Annotated in this window: 13 protein-coding genes; 9 read left to right on the top strand and 4 right to left on the bottom strand. The window is 55.8% G+C overall.

All coding sequences use genetic code 11. From position 1 onward, the window contains the following. Nucleotides 1-17 precede the first annotated feature (17 nt). Nucleotides 18-635 carry an acyl carrier protein phosphodiesterase gene (locus tag IE099_RS11295; protein WP_189570042.1) on the bottom strand — a complete coding sequence of 206 codons (618 nt, stop codon included), beginning with the start codon at nt 633-635 and terminating at the stop codon, nt 18-20. A 51-nt stretch (nt 636-686) separates the two neighbouring features. Here IE099_RS11295 and IE099_RS11300 point away from each other — a divergent pair, with 51 nt between their 5' ends. Then, complete coding sequence (locus tag IE099_RS11300) at nt 687-1,490, top strand: aminotransferase class IV (protein WP_189570043.1); 804 nt, start codon at nt 687-689, stop codon at nt 1,488-1,490. Between the two features lie 4 nt (nt 1,491-1,494). Here IE099_RS11300 and IE099_RS11305 read toward each other — a convergent pair whose 3' ends face one another. Continuing rightward, complete coding sequence (locus tag IE099_RS11305) at nt 1,495-2,277, bottom strand: AraC family transcriptional regulator (RefSeq protein WP_189570044.1); 783 nt, start codon at nt 2,275-2,277, stop codon at nt 1,495-1,497. A gap of 191 nt (nt 2,278-2,468) precedes the next feature. Between IE099_RS11305 and xylA the strand changes: the two genes are divergently transcribed. From xylA to IE099_RS11330, 5 genes are all read left to right on the top strand, one after another. Next, nucleotides 2,469-3,779, top strand: coding sequence for a xylose isomerase (gene xylA, locus IE099_RS11310; protein WP_189570045.1), 1,311 nt, complete (start codon nt 2,469-2,471; stop codon nt 3,777-3,779). A gap of 316 nt (nt 3,780-4,095) precedes the next feature. Further along, a complete protein-coding gene (locus IE099_RS11315; protein WP_229809491.1) occupies nt 4,096-5,580 on the top strand; it encodes a xylulokinase in 1,485 nt (494 codons plus the stop codon). A 37-nt stretch (nt 5,581-5,617) separates the two neighbouring features. Next, nucleotides 5,618-6,673 carry a sugar phosphate isomerase/epimerase family protein gene (locus tag IE099_RS11320; protein WP_189570047.1) on the top strand — a complete coding sequence of 352 codons (1,056 nt, stop codon included), beginning with the start codon at nt 5,618-5,620 and terminating at the stop codon, nt 6,671-6,673. 12 nt (nt 6,674-6,685) lie between these two features. Further along, the gene (locus tag IE099_RS11325; protein ID WP_189570048.1) at nt 6,686-7,765 is read left to right on the top strand and encodes a Gfo/Idh/MocA family protein; all 1,080 of its coding nucleotides are present in this window, start codon (nt 6,686-6,688) and stop codon (nt 7,763-7,765) included. Between the two features lie 27 nt (nt 7,766-7,792). Further along, nucleotides 7,793-8,953, top strand: a complete 1,161-nt coding sequence (locus IE099_RS11330) for a Gfo/Idh/MocA family protein (protein ID WP_189570049.1) — start codon at nt 7,793-7,795, stop codon at nt 8,951-8,953. Between the two features lie 8 nt (nt 8,954-8,961). Here the strand turns inward: IE099_RS11330 and ppnP are convergent, their stop codons facing one another. After that, nucleotides 8,962-9,273, bottom strand: coding sequence for a pyrimidine/purine nucleoside phosphorylase (ppnP, locus tag IE099_RS11335; protein ID WP_189570050.1), 312 nt, complete (start codon nt 9,271-9,273; stop codon nt 8,962-8,964). 67 nt (nt 9,274-9,340) lie between these two features. Further along, nucleotides 9,341-10,234 (bottom strand): KPN_02809 family neutral zinc metallopeptidase, encoded by an 894-nt coding sequence (gene ypfJ / locus IE099_RS11340; RefSeq protein WP_189570051.1) that lies wholly within the window; start codon nt 10,232-10,234, stop codon nt 9,341-9,343. A gap of 319 nt (nt 10,235-10,553) precedes the next feature. Here ypfJ and IE099_RS11345 point away from each other — a divergent pair, with 319 nt between their 5' ends. Genes IE099_RS11345 through IE099_RS11355 form a run of 3 tightly spaced genes read left to right on the top strand, consistent with a single transcriptional unit; the run spans nt 10,554 to nt 13,096 of the window. Continuing rightward, complete coding sequence (locus IE099_RS11345) at nt 10,554-11,420, top strand: hypothetical protein (protein WP_189570052.1); 867 nt, start codon at nt 10,554-10,556, stop codon at nt 11,418-11,420. A 50-nt stretch (nt 11,421-11,470) separates the two neighbouring features. After that, a complete protein-coding gene (locus IE099_RS11350; protein ID WP_189570053.1) occupies nt 11,471-12,046 on the top strand; it encodes a hypothetical protein in 576 nt (191 codons plus the stop codon). Nucleotides 12,047-12,070: 24 nt separating this feature from the next. Beyond that, nucleotides 12,071-13,096 carry a hypothetical protein gene (locus tag IE099_RS11355; RefSeq protein WP_189570054.1) on the top strand — a complete coding sequence of 342 codons (1,026 nt, stop codon included), beginning with the start codon at nt 12,071-12,073 and terminating at the stop codon, nt 13,094-13,096. Nucleotides 13,097-13,173 lie beyond the last annotated feature (77 nt).

The following is a 13,173-nucleotide window of genomic DNA, read 5'->3' on the forward strand; positions in this document are numbered from 1 at the left end:
CGGGATACGGCTCGTTTTCAAGGAAAAGCGGGTGTTTGCAGCGTTTTCTTTCCTAGCAATCTGGCGGCATAGAGCCTTACTTCAGGATAAAACGAGAGGAAGTGTTTCTCGAACTCTTCACGCTGTTCGGCGAGGTCCAGCACGCCGTTTCGGATGGGGTCGAAGCGATGGGAACGGCTCGCGACCCGCCCCAAGGTTAGGTTCAGACCTTCGAGGCTGCCGTAGGAAGCCAGCCAGTTCTCCGCCCGAAGCAGGGGGACGAGCGGGCCGAACTGTCTGCCCAGCCATTCCGGGCGGCGCCCGAAGAGTTGGTAAACTTCTTCAATAAAGTCCGTGACCGTTCCCGGGTGAAAGCGCTCCCAATGTTCATTGAGAAAGTGATCGAAGAAGATGTCCACGATGATGCCGGCAAAACGCCGCCGTTCGGGCGCGAGGAGAAGTTTGGTTTGGAGAAAAGCGGGGTGGTCGTCGGTGAAGCGGTCGATGCGTCGATGCATCATGATGCCGTCGACAATGGGGGCGGGCAGTCTGGCGCGAATGGAGTCCGGGGTGCCTTTCTCGAAGTCGCCCAGAATGTTGCCGATGCGGGAGGCGTCATCGGGACCGGCGAGCGCGAGGTGGGCGAGGAAGTTCATTTTTTGGCGAGATGGCCGCAGCGAAACGCGCTATAGCTGGCCACCGACAAGATGATGGTCTGGCTGAATGGTGAATGGAAGGAGGAAGGCGCGGCGTGTCTGGCAACCGACGATGGCGCTTTCCTGCGCGGGGAAGGGGTCTTCGAGACGATGCTGTCGCGCGGGGGAAAGGTCTTTGAGCTGAAAAAGCACTGGGCGCGACTGGGCGAGGGGTGCGGACGCTTTGGGTTGGGCCTGATGGGGGAAGGTGAGGCGGAAACGATTTGTGAAGAGTTATTACGGCGAAATTCTTTCACGAGCTCGGAGGAAAGGGTTCGGGTGAGGGTGACGCGCAGTGCGGATCACCTCTTGTTTACCGCAGCCAATGGCGGGAAGAGGGACGGGGGGCTTCGGCTGATGGTTTCTCCTTACCGGCGCAATGAGCACAGCGCTCTCGCGGGGATTAAGGCGATCTCCTATGCGGAGAATTCCCTCGCTCTCGCCGAGGGCCGTCGGGCGGGCGCGGATGAGGTGCTCTTTGCCAACTCTCAAGGTGAGTGGTGCGAGGGTGCTTGGAGCAACATCTTCGCGGTGGAAAAGGGGCGCGTTCTCACCCCGCCGCTAAGCAGTGGTTGCTTGCCGGGAGTGACCCGGGAGCTCGTGATTGGTTTGGCGAGGGCGCAGGGGCGGGAGGTCGTTGAGGTCCCGCTTGCAATCGAGCGGGTGGGAGAGGCTGATGAGCTGTTTTTGACCAGTAGTCTGCTTGGAATTGGGGCGGTCCAGCGGTTCGGTGAACAGATTCTTGCTGCAGGAGAGGTGACTTCTGCTTTGAAGGAGGCTTTGGCCAAATATGAAAAGGCTTCTCTCGGTTGCTAGGGCTCTAGCCGCTGGTTGCCTTGTAGTATTTTCGGTAGGCGGTCGGGGACATGTGCATCACCGAGGTAAAGGCACGGGTGAAGGATGCGTGCTCGTTGTAACCCAGCGATTCCGAGATTTCGCTGATAGTCATCGGGGTTGCCAGCAAGCGGTCGCAGGCCGCGGCGACCTTGGAGTGGAGGATGAAGCGCTTGGGCGAGGTGCCGAGGTGGGACCGGAAGCGGCGTTCGAGAGTAGAGACCGACATTCCAGCCAATTTGGCCAGCTGATCGACCGCGAGGGGCTCGGAGACGTGCTCGTGAACGTATTCCACCAATTTGGACATGGCGCGGTAGGGGGCCGGCAGGGGGTGTCCTTCCCGTTGGTCGAGGCGCCGGGAGACTCCAGCGGTTCCGATGAGCTCGCCGCTTTTGCCGTAAAGAGGGATTTTGGAGGTCATGCGCCACTCCACACCGCCGGCCTTGCGGGTGACCAACTCCATCTTGTTGTGCATGGGCACACCAGTCGATGAAACCTCCTCATCGTCTTGCATATAGACGCGGGCCAGTTCATCGGCATTGAGGTCGGCGTCAGTTTTTCCCACAAAGTATTCCGGCGGATGCCCCCAGAGCTCTCCGTATGCCTGGTTGACGAAAAGAAAGCGATGTGACCGATCCTTGATCCAAAAAATCACGTCTGGCAGGGCTTCGAAGAGTCCCAGCGCGATCTGGCCGGGTCTCATCTCTTTGACGAAATCCGAGAAGACTGACCAGTCCTGGGTTGCTTTCTTTACGGTGCGGTTATTCATGAGGAAGTGCCTGCCATTGGTATAACTGAGACAGTTTTGTGTATTAAATCAATTCAAAGCCGACTTCTTTACAGAATGCTCAATTTTGTTAATTATGAGCCGGAATTTTTCATAGTCAGTAATGTTTTTACCCGCTAGCCTTTCCGCCCGACGGTCCTTTGGCGACCTGACGAGAAACAACAAATACATTCATGGCTGAATTCTTTCCCAATGTCCCTAAAATAGTCTACGAAGGTCCCGGTTCCGATAACCCGTTTGCCTTTCGTCATTACAATCCCGATGAAGTTGTGGCGGGCAAGTCGATGCGTGAGCACCTCAAGTTCGCGGCCGCTTACTGGCACGTGATGCGCAATGAGTTGTCCGATCCTTTCGGTGCTGGCACGGCCTTGATGCCTTGGGATGATGGCTCCGATTCGATTGAAAATGCTCTCGCCCGAGTTCCGGTCTTTTTCGAGTTTTTGGACAAGATTGACATCGATCTCTACTGCTTCCACGACCGCGATATCTCGCCCGAGGGTTCGAGTCTGGCGCAAACGCACGAGTATTTCGGCAAAGTGGTCGACGAGCTTGAAAAGCAGCAGAAGGCGACTGGAAAGTCACTCCTCTGGGGGACTGCCTGCCTCTTTGGACATCCTCGCTACGCGCAGGGCGCTTCCACTTCGCCACAGGCTGATGTCTTTGCCTATGGAGCGAGTCAGGTGAAGCACGCGCTGGAGGCTACCCACCGTCTGGGTGGCACCGGATACGTCTTCTGGGGAGGTCGCGAGGGCTATGGCTCTTTGATCAATACCGACATGAAGCGGGAGGTGGATCATTTGGCACGCTTCCTCCACATGGCAGTGGATCACGCCAAGAAGATTGGCTTCGAAGGGCAGTTCTTTATCGAGCCCAAGCCCCGTGAACCGTCTACCCACCAGTATGATTCCGACGCGGCCGCATGTTTGAACTTCCTGCGGGAGTATGATTTGCTCGACCACTTCCAGCTCAATATCGAGACCAACCACGCGACCCTCGCTGGTCACACCATGGAGCACGAGTTGCAGGTTGCGGCGAATGCGGGAGCGCTGGGCTCCATTGATGCCAACCGGGGTGACGAGCTACTGGGCTGGGATACCGACCAGTTCCCGACTGACTACTATCTGGCAACCAAGATTATGGTTGAAGTGCTCAAGATGGGTGGCTTCACCAAAGGTGGGTTGAACTTTGACGCCAAGCGTCGCCGCGAGTCCCATGAGCCGGAAGACCTCTTCTACGCGCACATCGGCGGAATGGATGCCTTTGCCCGCGGGCTGAAGGTGGCGGCCAAGATGGAGGCCGACGGCAAGTTCAACGACTTCATCAAGGCGCGTTATAGCAGTTTTGATAGCGGAGTCGGGGCTGAGATCGAGTCAGGAACCGCGACTTTGGATTCCCTCGACGCGTATGCGCAGGGTATCGAGCCTCCCAAGTTGGAGAGCGGCCGTCAGGAGCGTCTCGAGAATCTTCTCAACGACTACCTCTAGAGGGAAACCTCCAGGCAAAAAAAGAGGCACGGAGGTCGAGGTGGAAAAACCCATGAAACCACTTTTGACCCCCGTGCCATTCAAGCAACACGGCATCGTATCGATAGCATCGCTCGTGCCAATTAAACGCCACAACTCGGTTTATTTTTACTAGAAAATAACAAAACCTCTTAAAAAGTCAGAAATTAAGGTGATTTAAGGGGGTGGCCCAACTAACTGTAATTGCAAAGTATATAGCATGTCTCTGATTTTAGGTTTGGATTCTTCCACGCAAAGTTTGTCCGCTTTGATAATTGATCCGGAAAGGGGCCAAATCGTGGCCGAAGAGAGCGTCAATTTCGGAAAAGACCTGCCCCAATTTGGCATGGAGTCCGGTTTTCTCGCCGGTGGAGTGGAGGGGGAAGTGCATTCCAACCCTCAAATGTGGCTCGATGCTTTGGACTTGGTTTTTCAGCGCCTGAAGGACGCTGGAGCTCCCTTGGACCAAATTGAAGCTGTTTCCGGCTCCGGCCAGCAGCATGGGAGTGTCTATTTGAAGGAAGGCTTTGGCCAGGCACTGGCTGAGCTTCGTCCTGATGCCTCCCTCGCCGACCAGTTGGCATCTATTTTTTCACGGTCCAGCTCTCCAATCTGGATGGATACCTCCACCGGGCAGCAGTGCGCGGAGATTACGCAGGCCGCCGGCGGGGCGGAGGAGGTCTGCCGCCGAAGCGGATCGATTGCCATCGAGCGGTTCACAGGCCCACAGATTCGCAAATTTTCGCAGATTGAGCCCGCGGCCTATGAGGTCACAGGGGTGATTCACTTGGTGAGTTCGTTTCTGGCCAGTGTGTTGGCGGGTAAGTCAGTGGCAATTGACACGGGGGATGGTGCGGGAATGAATTTGATGAATCTCGCCACAGCCGATTGGGACGAGGTTCTTTTGGGTGCGACTGCTCCGGACCTGAAGTCCAAGCTGCCACCCGTCGCCCCGGCGTCGTCGGTCGCGGGGACGATTTCCACCTATTTTTCCGAAAAATTTGGGCTAAACCCGGAATGTCAGGTCGTTCTTTGGTCTGGCGACAATCCTTGCAGCCTGGTTGGCATGGGAGCGTCCCAGCCCGGGAAAGTTGTGATTAGTCTAGGAACCAGCGATACTCTTTTCGCCGCAATGGCGGAGCCTCTCACCGATCCGCGTGGATACGGCCATGTCTTTGGCAATCCGCTGGGGGGAAATATGAGCCTCATTTGTTTCCGGAATGGTTCGCTGGCTCGCGAGGCGGTGAAAGACCGTTTTGAACTCTCTTGGGCGGACTTCGATGCCGAAGGGCTCGCCCGCACCGAGCCTGGCAACGGGCAGAAGGTGATTCTTCCCTTTGTGGGGGACGAGATCACCCCGCGTGTCTCATCGCAAGATTTCGTCCCCGTGGGATGGGCTGGCGAGCCGACTCCCGATGAGTGGGTCCGTGGGGTTCTGGAAGGGCAGTTTCTGAATATGAAGCGTCATTCCGATTGGTTGGGCGTGGAGACCGAGGAGGTGCTCCTGACCGGGGGAGCCTCCGAGAATGATGGGATTGCACAGATTGCAGCCGACGTTTTTGGGAAAAAGGTGCGCCGATTGTCGGTGGCAGGTTCCGCCGCGCTGGGGGCGGCGATGAGAGCCGCCGTGGCCATGGGGGCTGATATCGATAAGCTCGAAGCCGCCTTTTCCGCGCCAGCCCTGGGTCGTGACGTCCTTCCACGCTCCGAAAATGCCGAGACCTATCGGGATTTGGAGAAAGTTTTTGCACAAGCTCTTAAGAATAGCTTCAACCTCGCGTAGAACTTTTCTAGCATCAGACCGCAACCAACACAAATCAATGCCAAGACCTGTAACTCTATTCACCGGCCAATGGGCCGATCTTCCTCTCGCTGAACTCCTGCCCAAGGTCCATGATATGGGCTACGATGGAGTCGAGCTGGCCTGCTGGGGCGATCACTTTGAAGTTCAGCGCGCTCTCAAGGAGGAGGGTTACGTGGAAAGCATCTGGGACCAGCTGGCTGCCAACAACTTGGTCTGCTACTCCATTTCCTCTCACTTGGTGGGACAAGCGGTCTGCGACCTCATCGACGAGCGCCACAAGGCGATTCTCTCACCGGAAATCTGGGGTGATGGCGATCCCGAAGGAGTGCGCCAGCGTGCCGCTCAGGAAATGATGGACACCGCCAAGGCCGCCCGCAAATTCATGGATGCTGGGAAAAGCTACATGGCGGACAAGGCCCGGGGGACGGGGAATGTGGTTGTGAACGGCTTTACGGGCTCGAGCATCTGGCACGCGCTCTATGCCTTCCCGCCAACTGATCAGGCTTTTCTGGAGAAGGGTTATCAGGATTTCGGCAAGCGGTGGACGCCAATTCTCGACGTATTCGAGGCGGAAGACGTTTACTTCGCGTTGGAAGTGCACCCCACGGAGATTGCCTTCGACATCGCTTCCGCAGCCCGGGCTCTTTCTTCTTTAAACAATCACAAGCGTTTCGGCTTCAATTACGACCCCAGCCACCTTGGCTATCAGGGGGTGGATTACGTGCGCTTCATCCGGGAATTCCCAGACCGAATCTTCCACGTTCACATGAAGGACGCGTGGTGGGGACATGGAGACGGAACTGTAGGCGTTTTCGGTGGTCACACGGATTTCACCAATCCCGGGCGTTACTGGGATTTCCGTAGTGTGGGTCGGGGCGATACTGACTTCGAGGAAATCATCGTCGCGCTCAACGACATCGGCTACTCGGGACCTCTTTCCGTCGAGTGGGAAGATGGCCGGATGGAACGCTTCCACGGTGCGACCGAGAGTTGCCAATACGTGCGTTCGGTGGATTTCCCCCGCAATGAGGGGGGGATGTTCGACTCTGCTTTCGATAATGATAACCAGTAATTGATTAAGATTATGAGTTTGAAAATCGGAGTAATCGGAGCGGGCGGAATGCTGCAGTATCATGGAGCTGGCTTTCTGCAAGCTGGAGCCGAGGTTGCGGCAGTAGCGGATATGAATTTGGCTGCGGCAGAAGCTGCTGCGGCCCAGTGGGGTGGGGGAAAGGCTTTCGCCTCTGTGGAGGAAATGCTCGAGAAGGGGGACATCGATGCGGTGAGCGTCATTGTGCCGAACAAATTCCACGCTCCTCTTGCGATTCAATGTCTCGATGCCGGCAAGCACGTGTTTTGTGAAAAGCCTCCGGCATTGAATGCCAGTGAGGTGGAGCTGATGATCGCGGCTGCCGAGAAGTCGGGCAAGCGCCTGATGTTCAACTTCAACAACCGGGCTCGTCCCGAGTCCCAGGCGATGATGGGTTACGTGCGGGACGGGAGCGTGGGCACGATCAACTCGGCGCAAGCCCAGTGGGTGCGTCGCACGGGGATTCCCGGCTTCGGCGGTTGGTTTACGACCAAAGAGCTCTCGGGAGGTGGGCCGGTCATCGATCTGCTGCACATGATTGATTTGGCTCTCTACTTCATGGGCTATCCCGAGCCTGCCCACATGCTGGCGCAGACTTTTGACGATTTCATCACGAACAAGGATTTCAAGGGTCCGTGGGGAATCCCGGATCGGGCGGATGGCGTCACGGATGTGGAGGCTGCAGCTCATGGCTTCGTGACCTTCAAGACCGGTCAGGTGTTGAGCTTGCGGAATTCCTGGGCGGAAATGATCGAGCGCGAAACAGTTTCGGTCGTCTTCCAGGGCACCAAGGCTGGTGGTAAAGTGGAGCGCCTCTTCAATGTGGATGGATTCGACGAGACTGCGGTCGACACCTGCGAACTCTACGTGCAGGAGCAAGGCCAGTCAGTGGACCGGACAATCAAGACCCTGCCCTGCGAGGACATGGGGCGTATTGCTTCCGCTGCGAATTTCGTCCAAGCGGTCGAAGGCACCGCGGAACCTCTGAACTCGCCGCACGAAGCCCTGGTCCTGATGAAAATCATCGATGGCCTTTACCAATCAGCAGAAACAGGAGCGCCTGTTTCTTTTTAATTTTTTCAGAGAAAGTAGAATAAGAGAATGGCCGTGAAACGGAAATTGAGGATGGGTATGGTTGGCGGAGGTCGCGGGGCCTTCATTGGAGGAGTGCACCGCATGGCGTCAGCGCTTGATGGGCAAATCGAATTGGTGGCAGGAGCGTTTTCTTCTGATCCTGAGAAAGGTCGCCTGTCTGGCGAGGACTTTTTTCTCGATCCTGAGCGTGTTTACTCGAGCTATGCCGAGATGGCCGAGAAAGAAGCTGCTCGCGAGGATGGGATCGACTTCGTTTCCATCGTAGTGCGCAACGACCTCCACGCCGAAGTCGCCATCGCATTCTTGGAGGCTGGAATCAACGTCATCTGCGAAAAGCCCCTGTCCTATTCTTTGGAAGAAGGAAAGCGCATCGCCGAGGTGGTGGAAAAGACGGGGAAAGTATTCGCCCTGACCCACAACTATACGGGTTATCCGATGGTGAAAGAGGCCCGGGCTATGGTGCAGGCGGGCAAGTTGGGGCGCATTCTCAAGATCGTGGCGGAGTATCCCCAGGGTTACGCCATTAGTTCGCTCAAGGAAGCGTCCGAAGATGGATCTATCTCCAATTGGCGGATGGACCCTTCGGTGTCGGGAATTTCAAACTGCATCGGTGATATCGGAACTCATGCCGAGAACTTGGCGAAGTATATCACCGGCCTCGAGATCGAGGAACTGGCAGCGGAGCTCACGGCCTTCATCCCCGGGCAGGAGCTTGATAGCGACGGCAATATGCTGATTCGTTTCAAAGGCGGAGCGAAAGGCATCCTCTTCGCCTCACAAATCTCAACGGGCGATGAGAATAATCTCAATATCCGGATCTACGGAACCGAGGCTTCCTTGGAGTGGCATCAGGAGCATCCCAACGAACTGACCGTGAAATATGCTGATGCTCCCCGCGAAATTCACCGTCGCGGAAATTCATATAACGGGGAAGTGTGCGGGCAAAATACTCGTCTGCCATTCGGCCATCCCGAAGCCTTTATCGAGGCCTTTGCGAACGTTTATCTCAGTGCCGCTGAGGCGATTCGTGACGAAATCGAGGGGAATTACCCGCGCGAATCGGGCTATGACTTCCCCGGAATTGAGGAAGGCCTCGAAGGAATGGCCTTTATTGAAGCCGCGGTTGCCTCTTCAAAGAACAACGCGGCTTGGACCAAGCTGGGCTAGTCCGCGTTCTAAAGAAACGAGCAAACGTAGTGGCAGGGCTCGCCGTCAACCGTGATGGTGAAGCCCGAGTTCGCCGGGACTTGAAAGGAAGACCCGGCGGCGACGGCTACTGATTCTTCGCTGCCGTCGAGGACGTAGGAGCAACTTCCCTCTACGATTTCCATAATCTCTGCGGCTTCGGTGCCAAAGTGGTATTCCCCGGGCAAGATGACGCCGAGCGTCTTTTTTGCGCCTTCGGCGGTTAGAATGGCGTGGGAGATGACTTTGCCGTCGAAGTAGACATTGCCTTTGACCAAGGCGGTAACGTTGGAGAATTCCATGGCGATGATGTGATTTCCCCAAGGTCAATTGACAAGCGAAATGACCGCCATGGTGCCGCGATTCGGACTAAAGCTGCACATTGGGATCGAAGGTGTTCCCCTGATTGGGATCGCCAGATTTCAAGCCCTTCATGAACCAGCGCAGGCGCTGCTCGGAGGTGCCGTGGGTGAAGGAGTCTGGCCGAACCCTTCCGTTTGCCTGGCGTTGGAGAGCATCGTCCCCGATAGCTTGGGCCGCCCGCATGGCTTCTTCCACATCGCCTTCCTCGAGAAGGGGGACCCCATCTGTTGCCATCATCCGCTTGTTGGCATGGTGAGCCCAGACTCCTGCCAGAAAGTCGGCCTGAAGCTCGAGCCGGACCGAGAGATCATTGTATTGGCGCTGGGAGACTCGGCCGCGCTGGCCGTGGACCTTGTCGGTATACCCAAGCAGCTTTTGCACATGGTGGGCGACTTCATGCGCGATCACGTAGGCGGGAGCAAAGTCGTAGTCGCGAGTGCGGTCGCGGGCCATTTGCTTCAGTTGGTAGAAGAATTGGGTATCAAGGTAGATCGTCTCTTCCGCGGGCAAGTAGAAAGGGCCAGTTGCCGCTTGGGCCACTCCGCCTGTTTTCATCCGGGTCTGTCCGGAATAGTTGATCAGCTTCGGGTCCCGGTATTGCAGGCCGTATTTCTGGAAGATTTGGCGCCACTCGTCTTCGGTCGAGCCGACCACAGCCCTGACGTATTCGGCCATTTCGTCACTTTCCGCCGATGTCGGAGTTCCCTGGGTTTGCTGTGTGGGCGCCGTTTCCAAACCTCCCTGACTGAGCAGTTCCAGGGGATTGACCTTGAAGAGCAAGGCCAACACGAGAAGTAGAACCAATCCGCATCCACCGCCGGCAGCGGCGGGACGGCGCGTCACCGCCTGCCCTCTTCGGTCCTCAACATTGTTGCTTCTTCGTAATCTTTCCCAACGCATGGAGTCATTGTGCCGATTCAGGGTATTGAGGAAAAGAAATTTGCGAATACACGGGAGATCGTTCCGACTGCGGAGGTTCGGATTTCGAGTGGATTACAATATTCCAGTCCTTGTTTTATAAAAATAAATGAGATTTTAGCGGTTTTTGCAAAATATTTTAGTTTTGTTAACTGGTTTTCCTGTGCTGTTAGAGGGTGCGCAACATGCTGTAGGTATTGATTTTGCAGTATTCTTGATAATTTTCGTTAAAAGTTAGGAAGCTTAAATTGAAATTATTTCCGGAAAATTTATAAAAAGAGGCGTCCAGTAACTCTTGATTATGAAAGTCACCCAATCACTCATATTAGCTTCCCTCGCTCTCGCTGGCGGTGTTTGCGGGGAACAAGTTCCAGTCGTCCCCACCGGTTTTCTCGATGCTTCCGCCTTGATGGTCCGAGCCGAAACCAACGTCGATCTCAATTGGAAGGTCAATATTCCGGCAACGAAGGTCGAGGAGTTGATCGAGATTCCCGATGACGAACCGACGATCATCGCCAAGGAAGACGTTGCCTTCGAGGTGCGCATGCTTGGAGCGGAATACGCTTGGTCCGGCAACTACGTTCTAGCCTATGGGCAATACACCTATGGGGACTCGCCTTGGTATACCTTTTTCTGGGGTTATGGTGATGACGCCAATGCGCTAACCAAGAAGACCTGCGATATCCTTCGCAAGGGTGAAGAGCTTCAGTTCGGCTTCCGCGGCTCCAAGAACGGCTTCCGCAATATGCCTTGGCAGCACCGCAAGTGGCACAACTACCGTTGGACTGGCACTGGTCCGTCTTGGTATCAAAACGACAACCCGGCAATCATTCTGAAGGACGGGGACAAGTTGCCCAAGCGTGCCACTCCCGACAGTCAGGTGGACATCTCGACCTTTCTCGCCCCGTATTTGGACGAGTCCGGTAAGAAAGTCGATATCGGTCCCAAGGATCTCATTATCCTTGCCGAGTTGAATCGTGACTATGGGGACAAGGAGGCCGACTATCAGGATTTCGTAATTCTCGTGACCTTCACCGAGGCGGAGAACAGCACCTGCACCCGGCGCTGGAATGGACCTCCACCACCGTCTCCTCCTTCCACCCCTTCGACTCCCTCGGAGCCTGCGCCCATCCCTCCCAAGCCAACTGTTCCTGGCATCCCAGAGTAATCAAATTTCAGCAGCCCCCCCAATTTCAATTGCTACCCACTTCCTTTGCTATGAAGATTTCCGACTATCACTTCCTATCCCTCCTAGTCCCCGTCACCCTCGGTGCGCAAACCGTAGTTCCTGTCGATCCCAACTGCTGTGGCAACGATCCCGAGGGAACCGTGCTCGAGATTCGTCAATCCGCCACTGCGGAAGCCGTCAATGCTCGGCGGGTCGCGGCGGCAGAGAAGGGATACCAGGCAGCCAGCGTCGAACAAGCTGATGAGAAGGTCTCTATCCGAAGCGAAAAGAAGAGTTTTCTGGCGGGAAGCGAGTTTCTTGTCGGAGCCCATGGTTTCGCCATCGTTCCCAAGGGGAGCACGGTGACTCCCGGCCGCGGGCTGACTGTAGCCAGCGAGGCTCCCACCGGCACCAAGCTGCAATCTTGGATGGAGTTCCAGCACAGCAATCCTTCGGTCTTGCGCCTGCTTCCGGTTACCGAAGCAATGTTGGCAGGTGATGAAGAGGCACTGGAGACCCTGGCTGCAAAGGTAAAGGCCCTGCAAACGGGGGGAATTGCCTACGTGACTAGTTTGAATGGAAACCCTGTTTGTCTGCCTTCCTTTGGCTCTCTGGCTGCCAACTAATCTTAATCCCTCAATACGAAAACGATGCGTTTCCCATTTTTGTTAAAAGGTCTTCTGGCTGGAGCGGTTATCACTACCAGTGCTTCAGCGGACGATGAGTGGACGGTGACCTTGGTCCAGAAGCACCTTGAGTCCTCCGGAGTTTTTCAAGGCTCCGTCGCCCGCGAAGGGAGTCGAGTGTCCTTCGCCCCCATCCCCGAAGGCGGTTCCGAATTCAACCTGTGGGCCTACCGGAATGGTCCCTTGGGCTTGGAAGAGCATCTCGTGGATACCGAGACCGTTGGAGCGTATTTGCCGAAAGGAACGCTCTGGATCACTACTGCCGATCCTTATGCCGGGGGGATTCCCCGCACCCGTATCGATCAGGGCTTTACCTTGAACTTTGAGATAGAAGGCTTGCGGAAGGGGGGAGATGCTCCCAAAGCGGCCAAGAAGGTTCTGTTAGACCACAATGTTGCCGCAGCAACCGGAGATCCGAAGACCTCGAATCTCGGTCCGGAGGAAGACTTTGGGCAAAGCTTTCTGACCCGCAATGGGACCGGCGCGATCAATTTTTCCGCGAGTAATATTCCCGGCACGGACCCCTATAATGATTCAGGAGTCGAGACCTTCCGGCTCTTTGCTCTTCCCGATGGACAAACTGCCGAGCTGGAGCTCTCCAAAGCTGAAGTGCAAGTTTGGCCAATGAGCAAGGCTACTATCTCCGGGGTGACCAAGTCATCCTATACCATCGCTCCGGAGGTCACTGTTGATCTCGTCAACCTTTACCCCGAGAGCGAAACTTGGGTTCAGGTCTATCCGGGCCCGGAAAGTGTTGGCACCAACGGAACGCGTCTGACGGAATCCTTTGCGCTTGTCAGTGATGTGAAGCCTCGCGATAGCGTTCTGCGTTTTACCAAATTGGACTCGGTTCTTTTGGACTCCGGCGAGTGGACGTTGGAAGTAATTACCCGGACTCCGTTTGGTATCGAGCGCATTGCCCATACCAGTATCAATATCGACCGTGATTTGGCCTTGCGGGGATCCTTTCAAGCGCTCTCTGATCAATAGAAAAATTTGTTACTACAACCCCCCCCGAAAAGCCGCACCCCTGTGAACGCAAGGTGCGGTTTTTCTATTTTGAAAAA

This window comes from Roseibacillus persicicus (genome assembly GCF_014651675.1).
Classification (GTDB): Bacteria; Verrucomicrobiota; Verrucomicrobiia; order Verrucomicrobiales; family Akkermansiaceae; genus Roseibacillus; species Roseibacillus persicicus.

Excerpts from the sequence above, each read along its gene's own strand:
- IE099_RS11295 (WP_189570042.1), bottom strand. The coding sequence starts at position 635 with ATGAACTTCCTCGCCCACCTCGCGCTCGCCGGTCCCGATGACGCCTCC.
- IE099_RS11325 (WP_189570048.1), top strand. The coding sequence starts at position 6,686 with ATGAGTTTGAAAATCGGAGTAATCGGAGCGGGCGGAATGCTGCAGTAT.
- IE099_RS11305 (WP_189570044.1), bottom strand. The coding sequence starts at position 2,277 with ATGAATAACCGCACCGTAAAGAAAGCAACCCAGGACTGGTCAGTCTTC.
- ppnP (WP_189570050.1), bottom strand. The coding sequence starts at position 9,273 with ATGGAATTCTCCAACGTTACCGCCTTGGTCAAAGGCAATGTCTACTTC.
- ypfJ (WP_189570051.1), bottom strand. The coding sequence starts at position 10,234 with ATGCGTTGGGAAAGATTACGAAGAAGCAACAATGTTGAGGACCGAAGA.
- IE099_RS11355 (WP_189570054.1), top strand. The coding sequence starts at position 12,071 with ATGCGTTTCCCATTTTTGTTAAAAGGTCTTCTGGCTGGAGCGGTTATC.
- IE099_RS11350 (WP_189570053.1), top strand. The coding sequence starts at position 11,471 with ATGAAGATTTCCGACTATCACTTCCTATCCCTCCTAGTCCCCGTCACC.
- IE099_RS11320 (WP_189570047.1), top strand. The coding sequence starts at position 5,618 with ATGCCAAGACCTGTAACTCTATTCACCGGCCAATGGGCCGATCTTCCT.
- IE099_RS11345 (WP_189570052.1), top strand. The coding sequence starts at position 10,554 with ATGAAAGTCACCCAATCACTCATATTAGCTTCCCTCGCTCTCGCTGGC.
- xylA (WP_189570045.1), top strand. The coding sequence starts at position 2,469 with ATGGCTGAATTCTTTCCCAATGTCCCTAAAATAGTCTACGAAGGTCCC.
- IE099_RS11330 (WP_189570049.1), top strand. The coding sequence starts at position 7,793 with ATGGCCGTGAAACGGAAATTGAGGATGGGTATGGTTGGCGGAGGTCGC.
- IE099_RS11300 (WP_189570043.1), top strand. The coding sequence starts at position 687 with ATGATGGTCTGGCTGAATGGTGAATGGAAGGAGGAAGGCGCGGCGTGT.